Below are 22,523 nucleotides of genomic sequence, written 5' to 3'. Positions count from 1 at the left end.
AGGTGGTCGCCCGGTGCCGCCTCGTTCACGAGACAGCACCGGTATGATGATTCTTAGTTCTTCTTCGGAGCCATGGCATCCGCTGGCTTCATGGCATCTTTTTTCATTGCGTCGGGCTTCATCGCGTCCTTTTTCATGGCATCCGGCTTCATCGCATCAGTTGCCATAGCCTGCTTGTTGCAATCCTTGGTCATGGCATCCTTCTTCATGGAATCCTTTTCCATGCCGGCCTTTTTCATGCAGTCGGCCTTCATGGCCTCTGTCTTCATAGGGTCTGCCTTCATGGCGTCTTCCGCAAGAGCGCTGTTGATACCGGCAAAGCCGGAAGCAAGAACGAAAGCCGACAGGGCGATGCGGCGTGCAATAATGTTCATGGTAGTCTCCTCGATTTGAATAAGACACGTATCTGCGTGCCGTTGAGTTTCGGACAACCATGCGGTCATCCACACTTCCTGGGCATCGCGCTGCGTGTCTCACAGCTTTTCATGCCAGGAATTCTCGTGTCCGCCATGGCGGAATTCAATTGGTCGCGGCGGCCAGGATCGGCCCGCCATGCGGGGTCTGGATCAGAACAGCCGTGCGCAGGCCTGCTTTGGTGGGAGGAATGTCCAGCGTCACCGCCTTGCCGTCCCAGTTTCCAAGATTGGAAAGGCTGTGAACGACATTCTTGTGCGGCAGTGTGTGGCCTGTGTTCTCGCCGCGACTGACTGGAACGTTGATCGTTTTGTCGTCATAGGTCACGAGCCAGATATCGGCGCCATTCTCGGGGGCTTTGCCAGCACCGATGGCGAGCGAATTCTTATTGATCGTAACGCCAAGCGCGTCGGGCTTTGGTTCCTTTGCGATCAGATCGTCGATTTCGCCGATCCGGTTGCCGACCACATCGGCACGGCCATTGACGACCACTTGCGGTGTAAATGGCCCATCGCGACCCAGAGGCGTTTCATAGGTGATCTGCCGGTCCGTATATTCAGGGGTGGCAAAAATATCTTTCCAGCCGAGCCGGTCCCAATAGGTCACACCGAAGCTCAGGGCCAGAACGCCGGGGCGCTTGCTGATCTCGATCAGATTGGCATTGGCGGGTGGGCAGGATGAACAACCCTGACTTGTGAAAAGCTCGACAACAGTCAGCGGCTTTGCACTGTCGGCAAAGGCATTGCTTGCGCCAAAGCTCAATAAGCCGACGGCGACTGATACTGTACCCAAATATCCGATCTTAGCGAGCAAACCCATGACGGCCTCCTGATTTCTTTGTGTGAACCGGCGTTGGCAACCGGTCACATCAGGCAATTCGTCGGGTTGAAGGATTTGGTTACAACGATCACGGATTGGTGATCAAAAAGTTGGACCGCGGGCTACTGGCATGCTGTAACTGCTGTCGATATGATCTTTCCATCTGTAACCTTTTCGCCGCTGCTGCGAATAAAGGAATGAACCAGGGTGCATTCGGTCGAAGCGCGATTGAAGGAACTGATGCTCGCCAGCCTTGCAGGCGACGCGCAGAGCTATTGCGTGCTGCTTGATGATGTAGCAAAACATCTGCGCGGCTATTTTCTGCGGCGTCTGGCTGATACCCATCGCGGCGATGCGGATGATCTGGTGCAGGAAACATTGCTGGCCTTGCACACGCGGCGCCAGACCTATGAGCCGGATCGGCCGTTCACCGCGTGGCTGCATGCCATTGCGCGCTATAAGCTGATCGACCATTTCCGGCGCAACCGCATCAGGGCGACAGTACCGCTGGATGATGCGGAAGACCTGTTTGCGCAGGACAATTCAGACGCAGCCGCAGACCGGATGGATGTGGACCGTCTGTTGAAGACCATACCGGAGAAATCGAGAGACCTGATTTACCGGACGAAGATTGAAGGACAATCGATTGCCGAGGTGGCTCAAAGCACGGGCCTTTCGGAATCACTTGTAAAGGTCAGCATTCACAGGGGATTGAAGGCCATAGCCGCGAAGTTAAGAGGACAGGCAGTCGATGACGACAAATGATCTGATCGAGCGTCTCGCCAGCGAGTTGAAGCCGGTATCGCGCAGGGCTGTCATCAGGCGAATCGGCATAGGCCTTGGTATCAGCGCTGTTGCTTCGGCCATTCTCATGTGGTCATGGCTCGGCATGCGTCCTGATCTGATGACGGCCGCTGGCACAATGGCTTTCTGGACAAAGTTCGCCTACACGCTGGCCCTGGCCGTGGGCGGTGCTTGGGCGATCAAACGCATTGCCTATCCGCTTGGAAGCATACGCATCAGCCTCATTGTCATGGGCACAGCCGTGGCAATCATCGCCGCGCTGGCATTCGCGCAGCTCGCCATGTCCCCGCGTGACCATTACATGCCCATGATGAAAGGCCACACGATCACCGTCTGCACTTTCAATATTGTGGTTCTGTCACTGCCATTGCTGTTCGGCTGTTTCTGGATCTTGCGCGGACTGGCACCGACACGGCTGACGGTGGCGGGAACCGCTGCGGGCCTCGCAGCGGGGTCGATTGCAGCACTGATCTATTCATTCCATTGCGATGAAAGCGCCATGCCCTTCATCGCCATCTGGTACACGCTGGGCGTGCTTTCTTCCGCGCTGATTGGTGCTATTGCCGGGCGTTTCGTTCTGCGGTGGTAGAGGGTAACTGATTGGCAACTGTATTGTTCGTGGTTCGACAAGCTCACCATGAGGGACTTGGGTGGATGCAACGATAATCGCCACCGTTGCAGAACTTGACTCCCATACCCCCACCCATTCCCGTCATCCTCGGGCTTGACCCGAGGACCCACAATTTAGGGAGCGTCAGACATCCAGATCTGATTGATCTCCTTCGCCATGGGTCCTCGGGTCAAGCCCGAGGATGACGGAACGGGGTATCTCTGTTAATGAGCTTGTCGAACCACACACCATCCGATTGTAGCACTTAAACCTGTTTCATCAGCCACTCATGCTCAGGCGCATTGTGGAATTTCCATGTACGCTTGGGACCAGCCATCACATTGAGATAATAGAGGTCATAGCCATGGCAGGCAGCACAGGGATGATAACCCTTGGGCACCATAACAACATCGCCATCCTCGATCGCCATGGCCTCATCCAGTGACCGGTCATCCGTATAGACCCGCTGGAACGCAAAGCCTTGTGGCGGGTTCAGCCGGTGGTAATAGGTTTCTTCCAGATAGGATTCAGCGGGCAGATTGTCCTGATCATGCTTATGCGGCGGATAGCTTGATGTGTGCCCCCCCGGCGTGATGACTTCCACCACGAGCAGTGAATCGGCAGGTTCGCCTTCCGGCAGGATATTGGTGACATAACGCGTATTGGTGCCCTTGCCGCGCGTTTCCTGACCAAGATCATCGGGGGCGATTACCCTAACCGGCAAATCATTGCCAAAGCTTGGCGCCGAGCAGACAGCAAGCTCGACAGCCGTATCGGCAACCACGGACCAGTCACAATTGGAAGGCATATAGACCGACCACGGCTTGCCCTCGAAGGGCGACATGCGCTCGCCCAGCAAACCCAGATCATGACCATTGACCTGCGCAAAGCCCTTGCCCGTCACGAAAACAAGGCAGACTTCCTTGTCACCACTGCGGCCCGCAATGGTCTGCCCCGGCGTGGCACGATGCAGGTCGAAGCCGACATAGGACCAACCGGCGCTCTCCGGTGTCACCTCTGCCACATGGCCGGTACCGGCTTTCGCCTTGAGCAACAATTTCGACATGATCTATTCCTCTTTTTCGTCCGCATCGACAGGTTTGACCGGCTCGGATGGATCAAAGGCTATGAAAAACTGCCAGATGCCATAACCGGCAAAACCAAGCGCTATCGTCCCCCAGAACGGCGTTCCTGTCACGAATTCGAAGATGGCCCATGCAAGGCAAAAGACCACCACCGCAACACGGCGCCACAGGGGACGAAAAAACGGATGCTTGGAATCACTGGTCAAACCAACCCTGCCTCTTTGATGAAGCGGCTGAGATTTGCGTGGCCGAGCTTGGAATAGACGGCTGGATCAGCCTTCTTGGGGTCCTGCTCAGCTTCAACGACAACCCAGCCGCTATAGCCCTTGAGTTCTTTCAGAACACGAACATAGTCGATCAGACCGTCGCCCGGAACCGTATAAACGCCAGCCAGCACGGAATCGAGGAAAGACCAGTCTTCGCGATTCGACTGCCACATGACGGCCTCGCGAATATCCTTGCAGTGGACGTGGCTGATGCGTGGCTTGTGGTGACGGGCAAGACGCGCGGGATCACCGCCACCCCATGTGGCATGGCCGGTATCCAGCAGCAGATGCACCGCATCACCGGTAACTTCCATGAACCGGTCAATTTCCGCTTCGGTCTGCACCACGGTTCCCATGTGGTGATGGTAAACCACCTGGAGGCCGTAGGTCTGCTTGATCGCTTCGGCAAAAGCCGTATAACGCTCGCCAAAGCCCGTCCATGCGGACTTTTCCAGAACCGGACGGGCTGATAGCGGCAGATCCTTGTTGGAATGGATGGCGTTGGATGTTTCGGCGGCAATCAGCACCGTGCAGCCCATATCTTTCAACAGCGTTGCATGGCCGACAACAGCTTTCAGTTCCGCTTCCACGTCACGCACCAGAAGCTCGGTCGAATACCAGCCGCTGACCAGAGTGTGGCCAAATGCATCAAGGATCGGACGCAGCTTGTCGGCGGTGCGCGGAAACTTGTTGCCCAGCTCCATGCCGGTAAACCCGGCAGCCTTTGCCTGTTCCAGACAGGTTTCCAGCGGAATATCTCCGCCGATTTCCAGCATGTCATCATTGGACCAGCCGATTGGGTTCGCCCCGATACGGATCATTCTTGTCTTCCTTCATCTGTTGTGTGCGTGGTGCGTGGTTCGACAAGCTCACCATGAGGGAGATTGGTGGCTGCAATGATAATCGCAAAGGGTGCAGAACTTGACTCCCTTGCATCATCCCTCTCCCTCATGGTGAGCTTGTCGAACCACGCACCACATATCTAAAAATTAAATCAATCACCCACACGCTGCGATTTCAGTTTCTCTTCATAGGCCTTGCGTGCCGCATTGACCTGTGGGCGTTGGCTGACCTCGGGCACGGCCACATCCCACCATGTCCCACCGGCATCCGTGGAAATCAGCGGGTCCGTATCAATAACAATCACCGTCGTCCGGTCATTCTGCTTTGCCCGAGCAAGCGCGCCTTCAAGTTCCGCGATCGATGCGACCTTTTCAGCGATGGCACCAAGGCTTTTGGCATGGCCGACAAAATCCACATCGGGCAAAACCTCGTGGCGCGAGTCCTTCTGAAGATTGTTGAAGTTCGCTCCACCTGTGCCCATCTGCAGCCGGTTGATGCAGCCAAAACCGCGATTATCGAGAAGAACGATATTGATCTTCTTGCCCAGCATCACCGAGGTGGCGATTTCGGAATTCAGCATCAGATATGAACCATCTCCGATCATGACCACCACTTCGTCATCGGGCTTTGCCATCTTTGCACCGAGACCACCGGCGATCTCATAACCCATGCAGGAAAAACCATATTCCGCATGGTAGGAACCCGGCGCTCCCGCCTGCCAGAGCTTGTGCATTTCACCCGGTAATCCACCCGCCGCATGCAAAACAGTGGCTTCACTGCCCATCGACCGCTGCACGGCGCCAATCACCTGCGCATCCGATGGAAGAACCGCATTGGTTGGACCAGTAACTTCGGCGGCAGCCTTCTGCCACTCTGCCTTGCCTTGCTTGGCGTTCTCGGTCCAGCTGGCAGGTGCCTTATATCCGGCAGTCGCTGCCGCCAGTTCCAGCAGCCCTTCCCGCGCGTCAGCAACAAGAGGCGCAGCGCGATGCTTGCCCGCATCAAAGGCCTGCACGTTGAGGCCAATGAATTTCTTGGCTCCATTGCGAAACAGCGCCCACGAGCCTGTTGTGAAATCCTGCAGACGCGTGCCGACGGCCAGAATGACATCAGCTTCTTCCGCCAGTCGATTGGCGGCAGATGTGCCGGTTACGCCAATGGCAGCCATGTTCAGAGGATGATTGTCAGGCAGCGAAGACTTGCCACCCTGCGTCTCGCAAACCGGAATACCTGCTGCTTCGACAAAGGCTTTCAATTCGTTCGACGCCTGCGAATAGATGACGCCGCCGCCAGCAATCACCAGCGGCTTCTTGGCAGATTTGAGCAATTCGACAGCGGCAACCAGTTCTTCACGATCAGGGCGCGGACGGCGCGTTGTCCACACACGCTCATCGAAAAAGCTCTCCGGATAGTCATAGGCTTCCGCCTGCACATCCTGACACAGGGCCAGCGTCACCGGCCCGCATTCGGCCGGATCAGTCAGCACGGCCATGGTGCGGGCGAGTGCTGGAATGATCTGTTCAGGCCGGGTGATCCGGTCAAAATAGCGTGAGACAGGACGGAAGCAATCATTGGCCGAGACGGTGCCGTCGCCAAAGCTTTCAACCTGCTGTAAGACCGGATCGGGAATGCGGTTGGCAAAGACATCACCGGGCAAAAGCAGCAATGGCAGACGGTTGACGTGGGCGAGCGCGGCGGCAGTTACCATATTGGTTGCGCCCGGCCCAACCGAGCTTGTCACCGCCATCATGCGGCGACGGAAAGTCGCCTTGGCAAAGGCAATGGCGGCATGAGCCATCGCCTGTTCATTGTGGGCGCGGTAGGTCGGCAATTCCTCGCGCACCTGATAAAGCGCCTCGCCGATACCGGCGACATTGCCGTGGCCGAAAATCGCCCACACACCGGCAAAAATAGGCACTTTCTTGCCATCGACCACGGTCATCTGATTGGCAAGGAACCGCGTCAGTGCCTGCGCCATGGTCAGGCGTATCGTCTTGGTCATATCAATCTCCTCCCGGCCTTGATGTTATAGCCTATGCCGCTTGTTGCTTGCGGCTGGCAAGCCAGGCTCTGGTCAATTTTTCGAAACGATCCGCCATATCGGCGATAGCAGCCTCATCGGACATGCGCCCTGCCAGCCATTGTTCGGCGGCATCCATGAAAATGGTCCGGCCCACGGCGAAGCCTTTGACCACAGGTGCATTGGCGGTGGCCGCAAATGCTGCCTCCAGCTCATCCTGCGGCGCTTCAAGGCCAAGCAGCACAACACCGCGGCACCAGGGATCGTTCTTTTCAATGACCGCTTCGATGTTCTTCCATGCGGCGCTTGAGGCCTGTGGCTCCAGCTTCCACCAATCAGGCTTGATGCCAAGTGCATAAAGCTCTTCGAGTGCCCGGGGAATGGTGTTGTCATCAAGCGCGCCGTGCTTTCCGGCAATGATTTCGATCAGCAATTCGCGGCCAACCTTGCGCGCTGCCTCAAACAGCGTGCGCAGCTTGGCCTGCTGTTCCGCTTTCAATTCAGCCGGATCGTCAGGATGATAGAAGCACAGGCACTTGATGCAATGATCAACCGGCCATTCCGCCAATTGCGATCCGATATCCTGTGAAAATTCAAAGCGCAGCGGGCGCGAGCCGGGCAGTTCCACCGGACGCCCCAACCAGTCGAAACTGTGCCGGGCAAATTCGAACATGGCCTCGCGGCCGAATTTTTCATCAAGCAGCATACCGTAGCCGCTGCGACCATCCGCAACCTTCGCGGCGGCCTTCACGGCCAGTTCCTTGAACGCCTGAACCTTGCTGATATCGACGTTGAATTTCCGCGAAAGCTCTTCAAGCTGCACGCGATGATCAATGGCAAAGGCCATCATCGAAGGAATATCGTGACGGCGCGTCGTTGCCCAATGCACATGGTTGATTGCTTCATCCTTGCGCAGGGCATGTTGCGGGCTGCCATGTTCAAGGAAGTATTGCAGCTCTTCAAAGGTCGGAATTTCCGGTGAACACAGGAGCCGCGATACGGCGAAGGCACCGCAGGCATTCGCCCAGGTTGCCGCCGTTGCAAGGCTCTCACCACCCAGCCAACCGCGCAGAAAGCCAGACATGAAGGCATCACCAGCCCCCAGCACATTGAACACTTCAATCGGGAAGCCCTTGCCGACAATGCCATCTTCCAGATTGTCAGAAATAGCTCCCTCATAGACAATGCAGCCCATGGGGCCGCGCTTGAGCACAATGGTGGCATTGGCGGAAAGCGCGCGAATGGTTTTCAGGGCGGTGAGCAGATCCGCTTCGCCCGAGGCAATCAGCACTTCCTCTTCAGTACCGACGATCAGGTCGCAATCGGCAAGCACCGTTTTCAAATGGCTCGATACCGCATCGGAGGCGATATAGCGGCTATCGCCAGCGCCATGCCCGGCAAGCCCCCAAAGATTCGGGCGGTAGTCGATATCAAATACAACCTTGCCGCCCGCTTCCTTCATCAGGCGGATCGCCTTGCGCTGAGCGGCGTCCGTATTGGGCTTGGAGAAATGTGTGCCTGTCACCACGACTGAACGCGCCGAACGGATGAAATCCGCATCAACATCATCCGCATTGAGCGCCATATCGGCACAGTTCTCACGGTAGAAAATCAGGGGGAAACTCTTGTCGTTTTCAACCGAAAGGATCACCAGCGCCGAAAGCCGCTCTGCATCGGTGATGACACCATCAACGGCAACCCCTTCGCGCAGCATCTGCTCGCGAATAAAACGCCCCATCTGCTCATCACCGACACGGCTCAAAAGCGCCGAACGTAGCCCGAGCCGCGCCGTGCCAATGGCGATATTGGCCGGGCAACCGCCAACGGATTTGGCAAAGGATGCTATATCCTCAAGACGGGAGCCGATCTGCTGGCCATAAAGATCAACCGACGAGCGGCCAATGGTAATGACATCAAGCTTTTTGCCTGTTTCAGCGCTGCCCATGATGTTCCTCCCGATATGCTGATCCAGCCCGCCAAAAACAGGCCGGGAATTTTCTTATATGAAATAATAATTCTATCAAATCGTCAATATGGAATGTACGTTCTTTTTATAATTCTACCTGATTGACCAATAGAAAATTATGAAAAGATGGTTCGTGGTTCGACAAGCTCACCATGAGGGAGAGCAACGATGCAACGCTAATCGCCAGCATTGCAGATTACAGAGAGTACAGAACTTGGCTCCCTTTCATCACCACTCTCCCTCATGGTGAGCTTGTCGAACCACGAACCACATCTCCACATCCGCTCTTGTTCAAAGACTGCGCCGTCTCTCCGCCACGCTGACAGTCAAAGCCATTGCCAATGCCATTGTTCCCGACAGCGAACGGAACCCGGAGAAATCCCCCTCTGCCGCTTCAAACCACACACTCGCTGATTGTGCCAAAGGTGAAAAAGCGCTGTCTGTAATAGCCACCACAGGCACACCACGCGCGGCAAGAGCCGCTGCATGTTCAACCGTCGCCGAGGCATAGGGCGAAAAACTGATGGCAATGGCTGCATCATTTGGCGTGGCAAAAGAGAGTATCTCCGGATCGATACCGGCTGTTGATTCAATCAGCTGGTTGCGGATCTTCAGCTTGCCGAAGGCATAGGCCATATAAGCGGAGATCGGATAGGAGCGGCGGCGGGCAATGAGATAGATTGTCTCTGCCTGTGCCAGCACTTCCACCGCACGTTCCAGCACATCGTCTTCCACGCTGCGGGAGATGGTCTGGATCGACTGGCTGGCAGCATTGAGAAAACCATTGAGAATAACCCGGTTTTTCGAAAGACCCGATGTATCACCGCGCAACCCGGAAAGCCGTTCCTCATAGGAGCCCTGCCGTTCGCGCAGGCGCTCGCGAAACACCGATTGCAGGCTGGTGAAGCCATCAAATCCCAGATGCTGGGCAAAGCGAATAAGCGTCGAGGGCTGCACACCTGCTGATTGGGCAATGCTTGCCGCCGTACCGAAAGCGATTTCATCCGGATTGCCAAGTGCATAGGCGGCAATCTGCGCCAGCCGCTTGGGCAGGATCTGGCGGCGATCCAGGATCAGCGTGCGCAGGGCATCAAAGTCCTGCGGCAAAGGTGCTTGGGTGGCCGTGCTGCCCATTGCGAATCGTTCCCTCTGGTTTGGCGTAACTGATCTGGAGATTACCAAAATAATCTACCACACAAAACGGATCAGTTATTCCATTTTCATCTGTTATAGATTACTTCAATCAGTATCTGCAAGAGATGCAGACATCCTCAATGTCGTGGGAGTGAAGACATGTCGGGTCATGGGAATGCGCGCGCGCTGGGTGTTGGGCTGATTGGTACGGGGTTCATGGGCAAATGCCATGCCTTGGCCTGGAATTCTGTCCGTGCGGTTTTTGGCGACGTGCCTGCCGTCAATCTCGTGCATCTGGGCGAAGCCAATGCCGACCTTGCCAATCAACGTGCAGCAGAGTTTGGCTTCCGCAAAGCCTCGGGCGACTGGCGCGCTGTGATCAACGATCCTGAAGTCGATATCGTCTCCATCACCACTCCCAACCAGTTTCATCCCGAGATGGCGCTGGCCGCGCTTCAGGCCGGAAAGCATGTCTGGTGCGAAAAGCCCATGGCACCGGCATTTGACGATGCCAAGGCGATGACTGAAGCAGCAAAGAAGTCAGGCAAGGTTGCCGCCCTCGGCTATAATTATATTCAGGGCCCGGCCATTCGTCACATCCGCCAACTGCTGGCGGAAAAGATCATTGGTGATGTCAACCATCTGCGCATTGAGATGGATGAGGATTTCATGGCCGATCCCGATGCGCTGTTCTACTGGAAACACGCTGCAACCTCCGGATATGGCGCACTTGATGATTTCGCCGTCCATCCGCTTTCGCTGCTCTGGGCACTGTTCGGTCGCGTTGGCAGGGTCATGTGCGACATGTCCAAACCCTATGCGGAGCGCAAAACTGAAGGTGGCAGCACCAAGGCTGTTGAAACCTATGACAGCGCCAGTGTGCTCCTGCATATGGAAAACGGCGTTGCCGGAACGCTTCAGGTCAACCGCTCGGCCTGGGGCCGCAAGGGCCGCATCGCCCTGCAAATCTTCGGCTCAAAGGGATCGATCCTGTTCGATCAGGAACGCGCCAATGAATTTCAGCTTTATGTGACGGCAGACCGCCCGACGGAACAGGGTTATCGGACAATCCTCACCGCCCCGCATCATGATCCCTATGGCCGGTTCATCCCTGCTCCCGGCCATGGCCTTGGATTCAACGATCTCAAGATCATCGAATGCCATGAGTTGATCAAGCGTATCAACGGTCAGGATGCACATCTGATTGGATTTGAAGAGGGTCTGGACATCGAGCGCACGGTTCATGCCATGGCCCGTTCGTTTCATGAGCAGCGCTGGGTTGATGTACGGTAAAGAGGGGATTTCCCCTCTTCTATCTTATTACTTATTAGGTTGATTACAGACCCGTGGTTTGTGTTGAAGGGTTCGTGGTTCGACAAGCTCACCATGAGGGAGAGGGGTGATGAAAGGGAGTTAAATTCTGCACCCTTTGTGCTGCAATGTTTGCGATTAGCGTTGCATCCACCCCTCTCCCTCATGGTGAGCTTGTCGAACCACGAACCACACAATCACTCTGCCAGTTATTCCACTGGCAGAGCGCTCATTACCAAAACTCAAAGATTGATCGTCTTGCCTTCCTTGACCGAGCGCAATGCGGCATCGGCCAGCGCCAGTGCAATCAACCCATCCTTGCCGCTTGGCGCAGCCTTTGTGCCCGTCGCAATCGCGTTGATGAAAGCAGCGATCTCGTTGGCATAGGCTTCCGTGTAGCGGGTCATGAAGAAATCATGCAGCGGTGGACGCGTATAACCGTTGCTGTTGGCAACTTCGATCGAGACCGGACGCTGGTTCTCCGCCGCAACCATGCCCTTCGAGCCATGCACTTCAATGCGCTGATCATAGCCGTAGGTTGCACGGCGTGAATTGGAAATGACGCACTGTTTGCCTGATGCGGTGGAGAGGATCACGCTGACGCTGTCATAGTCGCCAAGCTCGCCGATCTTCTTGTCAACAAGAACCGAGGCATGGGCGGTGACGGCAACCGGGTCTTCACCCAGCAGGAAACGCGCCATGTCAAAATCATGGATCGTCATATCACGGAATATACCGCCGGAACGGGTGATGTATTCGGCTGGCGGCGCACCCGGATCACGCGAAGTAATCGTGACCATTTCAACCGTGCCGATGGAACCATCATCAATGGCCTTGCGCACGGCAGCAAAATGCGGATCAAAGCGGCGATTGAAACCAACCATCAGGGTTGCCTTGGTCTCATCAACCACAGCAAGGCATTCCTCGACGCGCTTTACGTTGAGATCAATTGGCTTTTCACAGAAGATTGCCTTACCGGCACGGGCAAAGCGTTCGATCAGATCCGCATGGGTGTCGGTCGGCGTGCAGATGATCACCGCATCGATATCCCCGGCCTTTTCGATCTCATCAATGGTGCGGATTTCGCAGCCATAGGCAGCCGAAAGGTCTTTTGCAGCCTGTTCAAACGCATCCGCCACAGCCACGAGTTTCGCCTGGCTGTTGGAAATCACGGCTTTCGCGTGAACCTTGCCAATACGGCCCGCACCGAGCAGACCAAAGCGTAGAGTCATTTCATTACCTCTTGGAAAGAAGCCCGGATGGGTTCCGGGCGTTACAGATTGATTTTCAAAGCCTGCGGTTTCGTTGTGGGGAGTTGTAAGTAGTGAGTAGTGAGTAGTGAGTAGTGAGTAGTGAGTAGTGAAATAGTTCAATAAGCTCACCATGAGGGACAGGGGTGATGCAACGATAATTGCATAGATTGCAGATCAAAAAGGTTGCAGATGAAAAGGTTCTGATCGCAACAGGTGCAGAACGTGGCTCCCTTTCATCACCCCTCTCCCTCATGGTGAGCTTGTCGAACCACGAACCACTTCACTACCCACTACCCACCACCTTAAACTTTTCTCTTCTTCTGGCGATAAACGTCCACCACGACGGCTGCAACGATAATCAGGCCCTTGATGATTTCCTGATAATAGGCATCGACACGCAGGAAGGTGAAGCCGGAGATCATCACGCCGAGAATGATCGCACCGATCACTGTTCCGGTGATGCGCCCGACACCGCCGGTCAGCGATGTTCCGCCGATAACCGCAGCGGCAATCGCATCAAGCTCGTAGGTCACGCCCATGCCCGATTGTGCCGTCTGGGCGCGGGCCGCAGTGACGATACCGGCAAGGCCGGCCAGAACACCGGCAATGGCATAGACCTTGATCAGATGCCGCTCGACATTGATGCCCGAGACGCGCGCCGCCTGCACATTGGCACCGATGGCATAGGTGAATTTGCCGTAGCGGGTATAGCGCAGGGCAATATGAAAGATGAAGGCAACAACCAGAAACACCACCACCGGCCAGATACCCGTGCCAATGAAATTGAACTGGTCTGTCAATCCCGAAACCGGCGATCCCTTGGTGTACCATTTGGCGACACCGCGCGCTGAAACCATCATGCCAAGTGTCGCAATGAACGGGGGAATTTTGGTCTGTGCGATGAGCGCACCATTAACAATGCCCGCGAGAAGACCAATGCCAAGGCCGACAATCAGTGGAATGATAAACGGCAAATCCGTCAGGCCAGGATAGACAGGTCTTGCCCATGTTGACGCCTGTGCAAAACTCGCCGCAATCATGGCTGTCATGCCCACAACCGAGCCAGACGAAAGATCAATACCGCCTGTAATAATGACCTGCGTCACACCAACAGCAATAATGCCGATAACCGAAACCTGCAGAATGATGATTGTCAGGCGTTGCTGGTTCATCAAAAAGCTCTGGCCAACGAAAATCCAGCCGAGCACCTCATAGATCAGCGCGATGCCGATGAGCACCAGAAGGATGCTGACCTCCGGCGGTAGCCGTCGCCCCTGCTTCGAAGGCGTTTGACCTGCTGCCTTTGCGGTTGCCTGTTCGCTTGTCATTGCTGTTCCTCCCCGTCGGGTAGCCGCTTCACTTGGAAGCCAGCTCCATAACTTTTACCTGGGTTGCGTCTTCCCGATCCAGAAAGCCGGTGACGCGGCCCTCATGCATCACCATGATCCGGTCACTCATGCCGAGAACCTCGGGCATTTCAGACGAGATCATGATGACGGCAACGCCCTGTTTGGCGAGTTCGGAGACAAGGCGGTGGATTTCCGCCTTGGCGCCGACATCGATGCCACGCGTCGGTTCATCGAGAATGAGAATTTTCGGATTTGTCAGCAGCCAGCGCCCGATCAACACCTTTTGCTGATTGCCGCCGGAAAGATTTTCCACCCGCTCCTGCAGATTGGGCGTCTTGACCCTGAGCTTGTCACTCATGACCTTGCAGGCTGCGGAAATTTCCTTTTCCGAGACAAAGCCGAATTTGACAAACCGGTCCTGCAAAACGGCGATCTGCATATTTTCCAGAACATCGAGGATGAGCAGGCAGCCGGTTTCCTTGCGGTCTTCCGTAATGAACGCCAAGCCGTGCTGGATCGCCTGATTGGGCGAGGACATGACAACTGATTTGCCGTTGATGGCAATCGAACCTGACGTTGCTGGCGTTACGCCGAATATGGTTTCAGCGACATTGGACCGGCCTGAACCAACAAGACCGGCAATGCCAAGAATCTCGCCCGCCCGCACGTCAAAGGAAACACCCGAGAACACCCCCTTCAGCGCAAGGTCTTTCACCGAAAGAACAACCTCGCCAATGGGCACAATCTCCTTCGGGAACATCTGGGTGATCTCGCGCCCGACCATCATCTTGATGATGTCATCGCGCGTCACATCCGTGGAGGCGTGCGTGCCAATATAACGGCCATCGCGAAACACTGAAAATTCGTCGGCGATCTCGAACAGCTCATTCATCTTATGGGTGATGTAGACAATGCCGATGCCCTGACTGCGCAGGTTACGAATAATCTCGAACAGATGCGCCACCTCGCGCTCGGTCAGTGCCGAGGTCGGTTCATCCATGATCAGCACATCGGATTCGTAGGAGACCGCCTTGGCAATCTCGACCATCTGCCGGTTGGCCACACTGAGATCACGCACCTGCGATTCAGGATCAAGCGCGATATTCAGCCGCTTGAACAGATCGGCGGTCATTTCGAACATCTTGCCGTGATCGACAAAGCCGAACATGTTTTTCGGCTCGCGCCGAATCCAGATATTTTCGGCCACGGTCATAAAGGGCATCAGGTTCAATTCCTGATGGATCATGGCAATGCCGTTTTCCAGCGCATCCAGCGGAGACTTCAAACGGATCGGCAGGCCCTTCAGAAAAACCTCGCCCTGATCCGGAACATATATTCCGGCAAGGATTTTCATCAGCGTGGATTTACCGGCGCCGTTTTCACCCATCAGCGCATGCACAGTGCCGCGCTTCAGCCGGAACGACACATCATCCAGCGCCAGAACGCCGGGAAATTCCTTGCGGATGTTTTCAACATTAAGCAGATATTCGGCCTTCGGCACCGCACCACTGGCGCGCACCGCAGCCATAGTCGTTGGGCTGACTGCCATAATCGTCTCCTCCCCGAGACATTGAACAGAGACCGGAACGCACTCAAAGCGCGTTCCGGGGCAAAGGCGCTGTGCCTTAGTTCTTGGACTGGTATTTTGACAGATTGTCAGGCGTGACCAGTTCGAACGGAATGTAGACCTTGGCCTCGACCTTTTCGCCCTTGGCAAGCTTCAGCGCGGCATCGACCGAGCCCTTGCCCTGACCGGCGGCATTCTGGAACACCGTCACGTCGAGATCACCGGCAGCCATGGCTGCAAGCGCATCCTGCGTTGCGTCAACACCGGCGACAACAACCGTATCCATCTTGCGGCCAGCAGCTTTCAGAGCCTGAATAGCACCGATTGCCATTTCGTCATTGTTGGAGATAACCGCATCGAATTCCAGACCGGCAGAGAGCCAGTTGGTCATCAAATCAGCACCCTGTGTGCGCGACCAGTTGGCGGTCTGCTCTTCAACAATCGTCAGGCCTTTGCATTCGTCGGTGGCGATAACGTCATGAATGTCCTTTGTGCGCTGGCGCGCAGCCTGATTGGACAATTCGCCCATCATGACGACGATCTTGCCCTTGCCCTTCAGAAGCTTGCAGACTTCCTTGGTTTCAAGCGTACCGGACTCCACTTCATTCGAAGCAACAAAAGCCTGCTTGGCAGGAAGTTCATTCACGTTGACAGGTTCGCGGTTGACATAAACAAGCGGAATACCGGCGGCTGTTGCCAGCTTCGACATGGCGGCAGTCGCATCCGTATCCACCGCATTGACGATGATCGCGTCAACCTTGGAAGCGATGAAGTTCTGGATCTGGCTCTGTTGCTTGGCAACGTCGTTCTGCGCGTCCTCCACTTGCAGCGTCACGCCGTCGAGCGTCTTGGCATAGTCCTGCATACCATTGCGCAGAACCGTCAGGAAGTTATCGTCAAACTGCGCCATCGACACGCCAATATTGGCGGCAAGTGCCGATGTGCTCATCAAGGCTGAGACAGCCATAGTCAAAATCAGCTTCTTCATTTCTTCTCCTCCACATGGTGCCCGGCCACACCGTCCTGATCCGGAAGCTCCGCGAACATCGACATCGTAGCCATGCAACCCCTGCCGCCAGCGATACCTCTGCCCCTAGAGTGCGCGAAACGCCGCGCAAACTTTTTCTGGACTTGTCATACGGAATATAAAAACCGTTGCATCCAGTTTCTGAAATATTTATTCCATTTTCCGAAGAAGGCGTCAAGCGCGATTCCAACAGCGCAGATCACAAAAACGGGTTGTTCGGGCAAGTTTCTCACCAACCCGGCTGGGGCAACGGCACTTCATTCGATGGGAAATTATTTTGCACTGCTGTGCAGTTTCTGGTTGGCATCCCCAAGTGCGCAGCAAGTGCGCGGAAGGTTCATCAGAAACCAAAGAAAAAGAATAGCGGAACGATCCGGCTATGCGTCCGGGGGCGATCAGGCCAGGTGGCGCCGGATCAGGGCAATGCTCTCGGACAAGGCAGCGGCAGGTTTCTCAAGCGCCTGCACTTCCTCGGCAAATGGTTCGAACGAGAACAGCCCCGTATAATCAGCATCCAGCAGCGCCTGAATTTGTGCGACATTGCCAAGACGATCCTGTGCATCGACAAGCACCCGGTGCGAATCGCGCATATCGCTGACCGATACAGCGGTATCCGTCACCCCGGATATGTGGACGAGGCCGGTCCATTCGGGGAAAAGTGCCGGTTCTCCGGCAAGATGGTGGTGAAATGTATCATGAACGACGCGGAAAGTGCCCAGCCCGTTCACATCCTTGATGGCTTCCACAGCCTCCCGCTTTGAGCGCAGCGAGCAGATTTCAAAGCCGAGCGGCTCAACAAATCCTTTCAAACCGCGCGCATCCAGAATAGGCAACAAAGCTTTCAATGCGACCCGCAGATTGGCTTGCCGCTCGCCGTCCTTCTGGCCCGTTCCATCATTGACAGGCACCAGAACCAGAGCGGCAGCCCCGGCATCACGGGCGTAATCCGCAAGTTCAATGGCTTCCTGTTCGCGCTCAGGCGTCCATTCGTTGAAGCGTTGCAGGGCATTGATCGTTGCAATCTTCACACCAGCCTCTGCAGCTTGCGCACGGATCTCCGCTGCCGGCGTTCCATCAATAATGGCATTGCCTGACAGATCGTTGCGGATTTCGACATCCTGCAAATCGAGAGAGCGCGCCAGTTGGAAAAACGCCTGCGCTGGTAATTTTGGCGCGGCCATATGATTGATTGCAAAAACCGGTGCGGAACGTGTCGCGCTCATCCGAAAATCTCCTGGGAATGAAATGTCAGCGCATTGTAGGCGCTGCGCGAAACATCTGTTCCATTGCCCGGCCAGTCAATTGCCCGCAAACCAAAAACTATCATTTCTGATAGATTCAGTGAATTAGATGTTTTCCGGCAGGTAAATATCGAACGGCAGGAAGGTTTGCCCCGGCGCATTGGCCGCTCCCGATTCAATGGCGTGGCCCATCAACTCCACCAATTCGCGGCAGAGACGCGGCAGGGGGGTCGCAATTGCCATCGTCGCTACATTATCCGCCAATGCAGCGCGGGATTCCGGTGTAATTTCATTGCAGATCATGACAGGTGGCGCGGGCAAATCGCTCTGGCGGAGCGCCGCAATCGCCCCTTCCATGCCACCACCGGCAACATAACAACCCACCAAATCCGGGTGATGCTCCAAAAGATTGAGCATTGCTTCATGGGTGATCTGGCGTGTCTCCAGATTGATCAATGTATCAAGCACGGTAAAATCTGGCGCTTCCTCCCGGAAGAAGGAGCGGAAACCAATTTCCCGAAGCTCGTGCCCTTGAAAACGATGACTGCCAACGAATATGGCGACCTTTCCGGGGCGGCGCGCTGCCTTGGCGATCATCCATGCCGCCGTGCGCCCGACCTTGCGATTGTTCAGACCGACATATCCTTCCCGCACGCCCGCCGCAAAATCAGAAAGCAGCGAGAACACGCCTATCCCTTTGGCTTTCAACGCGTCAATCGCCATGGTGATCGCCGGATGATCCGGGGCGACAAGCGCGATTGACTGCGTGCGCCCAGCCAGTGATTTCAGTTTGGCGATAATATCCTCAGGCGCCAGCGATGGACAGAAATCGACCACCGGCACCCCGCGAAAATGCGGCGCGGCATTCACCGCCGCATCGATTTCCCTTGCAAATTCCTGATAGAAATATTGGCCTGATTTTTGCAGGAGAAAACCCAGCCTATATTCCGGCAATTCCTGCCGCATCCGCTGACGGATTAGCCCAGCCGCATGATAACCAATGCTGTTTGCCGCCTCGTAAACGCGGCGCGCTGTTTCTTCCCGCACCGGCAGGCGATTGTTGAGCACGCGATCCACTGTGGCAACACTGACCCCGGAAACCCGGGCCAGATCAGCAATTGTCGGTCTGTTTGCCATATGCGCCTCAAATGATAGATTCTATCATCAATTGATAGCATCAGATGATGGCTGATGATAGAATATTATCATCTGCGATTGAGCCCCAGCTGTCGCATCGGTACCATTCCCCTGGAGATACGGAGGTCTTTAAACCTTCAAGCCAGAGGATTGGGAGGTCCTGTAATGGACGCAATATTACCCGCAGCACGCGACTACAGCCTTATCGGCCGCGATTCACAACGCGCTGTTGAAACTGGCCTTGCCGCAGCGGAATGGTATCACACGGATGTTTCCCGCAAAGATATGAAAGAGCTGATGAAGCGCGATGATGGCCCAGCCATTCGCGACACGGCGATCTGGCTCGGCAGCATGGTTATTCTGGCAGTGCCTGGTGTTGCCCTGTGGGGCAGTATCTGGTGTGTCCCGTTCTTCCTCGCTTATGGAGTGCTTTATGGATCGGCCTCCGATTCCCGCTGGCATGAATGCGGCCACGGTACAGCCTTCAAAACCCGCTGGATGAATGATGTGGTCTATCAGATCGCCTGTTTCATGATCATGCGTAATCCCGTGACATGGCGCTGGAGCCATGCCCGTCACCATACCGATACCGTTATTGTCGGACGCGATCCCGAAATTGCGGTCATGCGCCCGCCCGATCTTTTGCGGCTCGTCCTGAATTTCTTCGGGATTCTCGATGCAGGGCATGCGGTTGTCGACATGCTGCGCAATGCTGCCGGTTTCGTTAGCGCCGAAGAAAAGACATTCATCCCCGAGCAGGAGCAACCCAAGGCCGTCCGCATTGCCCGCATATGGCTGGCCATCTATATCGTAACCATTGCTTTGGCTCTTTATATGGGCTCGGTCCTGCCCCTCGTGCTGATTGGCCTGCCCCGCCTTTACGGTGCATGGCATCACGTCCTGACCGGTCTGCTGCAGCATGGCGGCCTTGCCGATAATGTTGTGGATCACCGCCTCAACAGCCGCACGGTCCTCATGAATCCGGTCAGCCGGTTCATTTACTGGAACATGAATTATCATGTCGAACACCATATGTTTCCCATGGTGCCCTACCACGCATTGCCACGCCTCCACGCCATGATCAGGCACGACCTTCCTGCACCCAATCCCGGGATTCTGGACGGTTACCGGGAGATGCTGCCGGCCTTCCTGCGCCAGTTGCGCAACGAAGACTATTACCTGCGCCGTGAACTGCCGCTGACCGCCAAGCCCTATCGCGACGAGTTTCATGGGGAAGCAGCCCGAGCAGCAGAATAACGTAAGTAAAAACTTACGTAACGATAGAGCTTTTATAGCTCTCACCAAAGGGAGGAAACCATGAACGACTGGATAGAGGCCTGCACGGCTGACGATATTGACGAGGAGGATGTCATGCGATTTGACCACGAAGGCCGCACCTTTGCCATCTATCGCAGCCCGGACGACGAGTTCTTCGCGACCGATGGGCTATGCACGCATGAGCATATTCATCTGGCCGACGGGCTTGTCATGGATGACATCATCGAGTGTCCCAAACACAATGGCCGTTTCAACTACAAGACCGGACAGGCCAAGGGCGCACCAGTCTGCGTTAATCTGAAAACCTACCCGGTAAAGGTGGAAGCGGGCAAAGTCCTCATCCAGTTGAGTCAATGACATCGGGCATGGTCATCATCGGCGCTGGCGAATGCGGCGTCCGGGCCGCCTTTGCCTTGCGCGAAAATGGCCACGAGGGTTCGATCACTCTGATTGGTGCTGAAAAGCATCTTCCCTATGAGCGCCCGCCCTTGTCCAAGGATGCAATGATCTCGCAGGAACATCCCGCGCCGAAAACCATCGCAAGTAAAGACCAATTCCTTGGGCAGAATATCGGCTTTTTGGCTGATACAGCAGTGACAGGAATCGACCGGAAAGCGAAGAAAGTCGTCTTCGCAAACGGAAATAGTCTTGCCTATGACAAGGTCCTGCTCGCAACTGGAGCTGTTCCCCGCGCCCTGCCGCTGGCGGTGGAAAGCAGACATTGCGCCTATCTGCGCAGCTATGATGATGCGCTTGCTATTCGCGCGCGCTTTCAACCGGGGGCAAACATTGCCATCATCGGTGGCGGCTTTATCGGGCTGGAACTTGCCGCCAGTGCGCGCAAACGCGGTGCTTCGGTGAGCGTGCTTGAAACGCAGACGCGGGTGCTGATGCGCGGCGTACCGGAGGAAATCGCCAAAATTATTGCAGCCCGTCATGCCAAGGAGGGCGTGCATCTTCGCTGCGGGATTGGGCTATCGGGAATTTCCGACAATGATGCGTGCGCCACGATCACCCTTGCCAATGGTGAAAGCCTGACCGCTGATCTCATTGTCATCGGCATCGGCGCTACACCGGTCACAGCACTTGCCGAAGCCGCAGGCCTTGCAATAGGCAATGGCATCATTGTCAATGAACACTTGCAGACTGATGACCCGGCGATCTTTGCCGCTGGTGATTGCTGTGATTTCCCGCTCTCCATCTATGGCGGCCGGCGCGTGCGGCTCGAAGCATGGCGCAACGCGCAGGAGCAGGGAACGCTGGCCGCGCGCAATATGCTGGGTCTTGCCGAGCCGCATCTGTCGGTTCCGTGGTTCTGGTCCGATCAATATGATCTGGGGCTACAGGTGGCAGGGCTTGCCGACGAAGGCAGCACCATAATCCGCCGCGATTTAGGCGATGACGCTTTCATTCTCTTCCATCTCGCATCGGACGGACGCCTTGTCGCCGCCAGCGGTATTGGTCCCGGCAATGCTGTCGCCCGGGATATCCGCCTCGCCGAAATGCTGATTGCACGGCGCGCCTATCCTGATCCGGCACATCTTGCCGCGTCGGATATCAAACTCAAATCCCTACTCGCAGCTTGAAAGATAACCCATATGGCCAATAAACGCCCCACGGTGGCAGACATTTTATCCATGAAGGGTCGCCGTCAGCTGACCATGCTGCGGGTTGAAACATTGGAGGAAGCCGAAGCCGCCGAACGCGCACGCATTGACATCCTTTCGGTACCGCCCACGCTTTTGACCCCTGTTTTTCGCGATGCGGCACCCAACTGCTTCACCATCCCCGGTCTGGAGTATGGAGATTTCGTCACGGCTGAAGATTATATGCGTGCAGCCTTTACCGCCTTGCGCGCTGGCGGCGATGCTGTCTATTGCGCGGCCAGCCTTTCCACTATCCGGCGAATGCACGATGAAGGCATTCCCGTCTGCGGCCATGTCGGCCTGATCCCCTCGAAAGCAACATGGACCGGCGGGTTCAAGGCGGTTGGCAAAACAGCCCGGAGCGCCCTTGATATCTGGCACCAGACCAAAGCGCTGGAAGAAGCGGGCGCATTTGCCGCCGAGATTGAGGTCGTGCCCGTTGATGTGGCGACAGCCATCTGCGAGCGCACATCCATGTTCATGATTTCCATGGGTGCAGGCGCGGGCTGCGACGCGCAATATCTTTTCGCCGAGGATATTCTTGGGTCAAACCGCGGCCACTATCCCCGCCATGCCAAGGTCTATCGCAATTTTTCCGCAGAATATGACCGCCTCCAGCAGGAAAGGGTCGCAGCCTTTTCCGAGTTTGTCGCAGACGTACATGCAAAAACCTATCCGGGAGCCGAACATATGGTTAGAATTGCGCACGACGAACTCGACCGTTTTCTGAAAGAGCTTCCTGGAGTTTGAACC

Annotated in this window: 21 protein-coding genes; 7 read left to right on the top strand and 14 right to left on the bottom strand. The window is 55.7% G+C overall.

The features are described 5' to 3' along the window. Positions 1–53: 53 nt before the first annotated feature. Both FHW17_RS06685 and FHW17_RS06680 read right to left on the bottom strand, forming a co-directional pair. Entirely contained in the window at positions 54–374 is a 321-nt protein-coding gene (locus FHW17_RS06685) for a pentapeptide MXKDX repeat protein (RefSeq protein ID WP_112525995.1), read from the bottom strand. Between the two features lie 145 nt (positions 375–519). After that, positions 520–1,233: a DUF1223 domain-containing protein gene (locus tag FHW17_RS06680; protein WP_112525997.1), complete on the bottom strand. Its 714-nt coding sequence runs from the start codon at positions 1,231–1,233 to the stop codon at positions 520–522. A gap of 207 nt (positions 1,234–1,440) precedes the next feature. Here FHW17_RS06680 and FHW17_RS06675 point away from each other — a divergent pair, with 207 nt between their 5' ends. Continuing rightward, positions 1,441–1,998, top strand: a complete 558-nt coding sequence (locus FHW17_RS06675) for a sigma-70 family RNA polymerase sigma factor (protein ID WP_182509475.1) — start codon at positions 1,441–1,443, stop codon at positions 1,996–1,998. Next, positions 1,985–2,626, top strand: a complete 642-nt coding sequence (locus tag FHW17_RS06670) for a DUF1109 domain-containing protein (RefSeq protein WP_112526001.1) — start codon at positions 1,985–1,987, stop codon at positions 2,624–2,626. The genes FHW17_RS06675 and FHW17_RS06670 overlap by 14 nt, the downstream gene beginning before the upstream one ends. 286 nt (positions 2,627–2,912) lie before the next feature. Here the strand turns inward: FHW17_RS06670 and iolB are convergent, their stop codons facing one another. From iolB to FHW17_RS06640, 6 genes are all read right to left on the bottom strand, one after another. After that, positions 2,913–3,713 carry a 5-deoxy-glucuronate isomerase gene (iolB, locus tag FHW17_RS06665; RefSeq protein ID WP_112526002.1) on the bottom strand — a complete coding sequence of 267 codons (801 nt, stop codon included), beginning with the start codon at positions 3,711–3,713 and terminating at the stop codon, positions 2,913–2,915. Positions 3,714–3,716: 3 nt separating this feature from the next. Then, positions 3,717–3,938, bottom strand: coding sequence for a hypothetical protein (locus tag FHW17_RS06660; RefSeq protein ID WP_091878111.1), 222 nt, complete (start codon positions 3,936–3,938; stop codon positions 3,717–3,719). After that, positions 3,935–4,819: a myo-inosose-2 dehydratase gene (gene iolE, locus FHW17_RS06655; RefSeq protein WP_112526004.1), complete on the bottom strand. Its 885-nt coding sequence runs from the start codon at positions 4,817–4,819 to the stop codon at positions 3,935–3,937. Before iolE ends, FHW17_RS06660 begins: the two co-directional genes overlap by 4 nt. Positions 4,820–4,992: 173 nt before the next feature. Then, on the bottom strand, positions 4,993–6,843 hold the full coding sequence (gene iolD / locus FHW17_RS06650) for a 3D-(3,5/4)-trihydroxycyclohexane-1,2-dione acylhydrolase (decyclizing) (RefSeq protein ID WP_182509474.1): 1,851 nt from the start codon (positions 6,841–6,843) through the stop codon (positions 4,993–4,995). 31 nt (positions 6,844–6,874) lie between these two features. Further along, positions 6,875–8,806 carry a 5-dehydro-2-deoxygluconokinase gene (gene iolC, locus FHW17_RS06645; protein WP_112526009.1) on the bottom strand — a complete coding sequence of 644 codons (1,932 nt, stop codon included), beginning with the start codon at positions 8,804–8,806 and terminating at the stop codon, positions 6,875–6,877. A 312-nt stretch (positions 8,807–9,118) separates the two neighbouring features. Beyond that, a complete protein-coding gene (locus FHW17_RS06640) occupies positions 9,119–9,961 on the bottom strand; it encodes a MurR/RpiR family transcriptional regulator (protein WP_182509473.1) in 843 nt (280 codons plus the stop codon). 159 nt (positions 9,962–10,120) lie between these two features. Here FHW17_RS06640 and FHW17_RS06635 point away from each other — a divergent pair, with 159 nt between their 5' ends. After that, a complete protein-coding gene (locus tag FHW17_RS06635) occupies positions 10,121–11,254 on the top strand; it encodes a Gfo/Idh/MocA family oxidoreductase (protein ID WP_182509472.1) in 1,134 nt (377 codons plus the stop codon). 260 nt (positions 11,255–11,514) lie between these two features. Here FHW17_RS06635 and iolG read toward each other — a convergent pair whose 3' ends face one another. The 6 genes from iolG to FHW17_RS06605 all read right to left on the bottom strand — a co-directional run bounded on the left by iolG (position 11,515) and on the right by FHW17_RS06605 (position 18,846). Next, positions 11,515–12,504 (bottom strand): inositol 2-dehydrogenase, encoded by a 990-nt coding sequence (gene iolG, locus FHW17_RS06630; RefSeq protein WP_091878117.1) that lies wholly within the window; start codon positions 12,502–12,504, stop codon positions 11,515–11,517. A gap of 323 nt (positions 12,505–12,827) precedes the next feature. Next, complete coding sequence (locus tag FHW17_RS06625) at positions 12,828–13,853, bottom strand: ABC transporter permease (protein ID WP_112530586.1); 1,026 nt, start codon at positions 13,851–13,853, stop codon at positions 12,828–12,830. Between the two features lie 28 nt (positions 13,854–13,881). After that, positions 13,882–15,423: a sugar ABC transporter ATP-binding protein gene (locus tag FHW17_RS06620; protein ID WP_112530588.1), complete on the bottom strand. Its 1,542-nt coding sequence runs from the start codon at positions 15,421–15,423 to the stop codon at positions 13,882–13,884. Between the two features lie 76 nt (positions 15,424–15,499). Beyond that, positions 15,500–16,429 (bottom strand): sugar ABC transporter substrate-binding protein, encoded by a 930-nt coding sequence (locus FHW17_RS06615; RefSeq protein ID WP_113096874.1) that lies wholly within the window; start codon positions 16,427–16,429, stop codon positions 15,500–15,502. A 434-nt stretch (positions 16,430–16,863) separates the two neighbouring features. Then, entirely contained in the window at positions 16,864–17,691 is an 828-nt protein-coding gene (locus FHW17_RS06610; RefSeq protein WP_182509471.1) for a TIM barrel protein, read from the bottom strand. Between the two features lie 123 nt (positions 17,692–17,814). Continuing rightward, on the bottom strand, positions 17,815–18,846 hold the full coding sequence (locus tag FHW17_RS06605; protein WP_182509470.1) for a LacI family DNA-binding transcriptional regulator: 1,032 nt from the start codon (positions 18,844–18,846) through the stop codon (positions 17,815–17,817). 165 nt (positions 18,847–19,011) lie between these two features. On the opposite strand from FHW17_RS06605, the gene FHW17_RS06600 reads away from it, so the two are divergent. The 4 genes from FHW17_RS06600 to FHW17_RS06585 are packed head-to-tail and all read left to right on the top strand — an operon-like array spanning position 19,012 to position 22,520. Then, complete coding sequence (locus FHW17_RS06600; protein ID WP_182509469.1) at positions 19,012–20,103, top strand: fatty acid desaturase family protein; 1,092 nt, start codon at positions 19,012–19,014, stop codon at positions 20,101–20,103. A 60-nt stretch (positions 20,104–20,163) separates the two neighbouring features. Further along, on the top strand, positions 20,164–20,481 hold the full coding sequence (locus FHW17_RS06595; RefSeq protein ID WP_112530598.1) for a MocE family 2Fe-2S type ferredoxin: 318 nt from the start codon (positions 20,164–20,166) through the stop codon (positions 20,479–20,481). Continuing rightward, positions 20,478–21,710, top strand: a complete 1,233-nt coding sequence (locus FHW17_RS06590; RefSeq protein WP_246706751.1) for an FAD-dependent oxidoreductase — start codon at positions 20,478–20,480, stop codon at positions 21,708–21,710. Before FHW17_RS06595 ends, FHW17_RS06590 begins: the two co-directional genes overlap by 4 nt. A gap of 12 nt (positions 21,711–21,722) precedes the next feature. Further along, positions 21,723–22,520, top strand: coding sequence for a 3-methyl-2-oxobutanoate hydroxymethyltransferase (locus FHW17_RS06585; protein WP_182509468.1), 798 nt, complete (start codon positions 21,723–21,725; stop codon positions 22,518–22,520). Positions 22,521–22,523 lie beyond the last annotated feature (3 nt).

Source organism: Phyllobacterium sp. P30BS-XVII, from assembly GCF_014138335.1.
GTDB lineage: Bacteria > Pseudomonadota > Alphaproteobacteria > Rhizobiales > Rhizobiaceae > Phyllobacterium > Phyllobacterium meliloti.
Note: the sequence above shows the minus strand (reverse complement) of the source record. Positions and strands in the feature narration are given on the sequence as shown.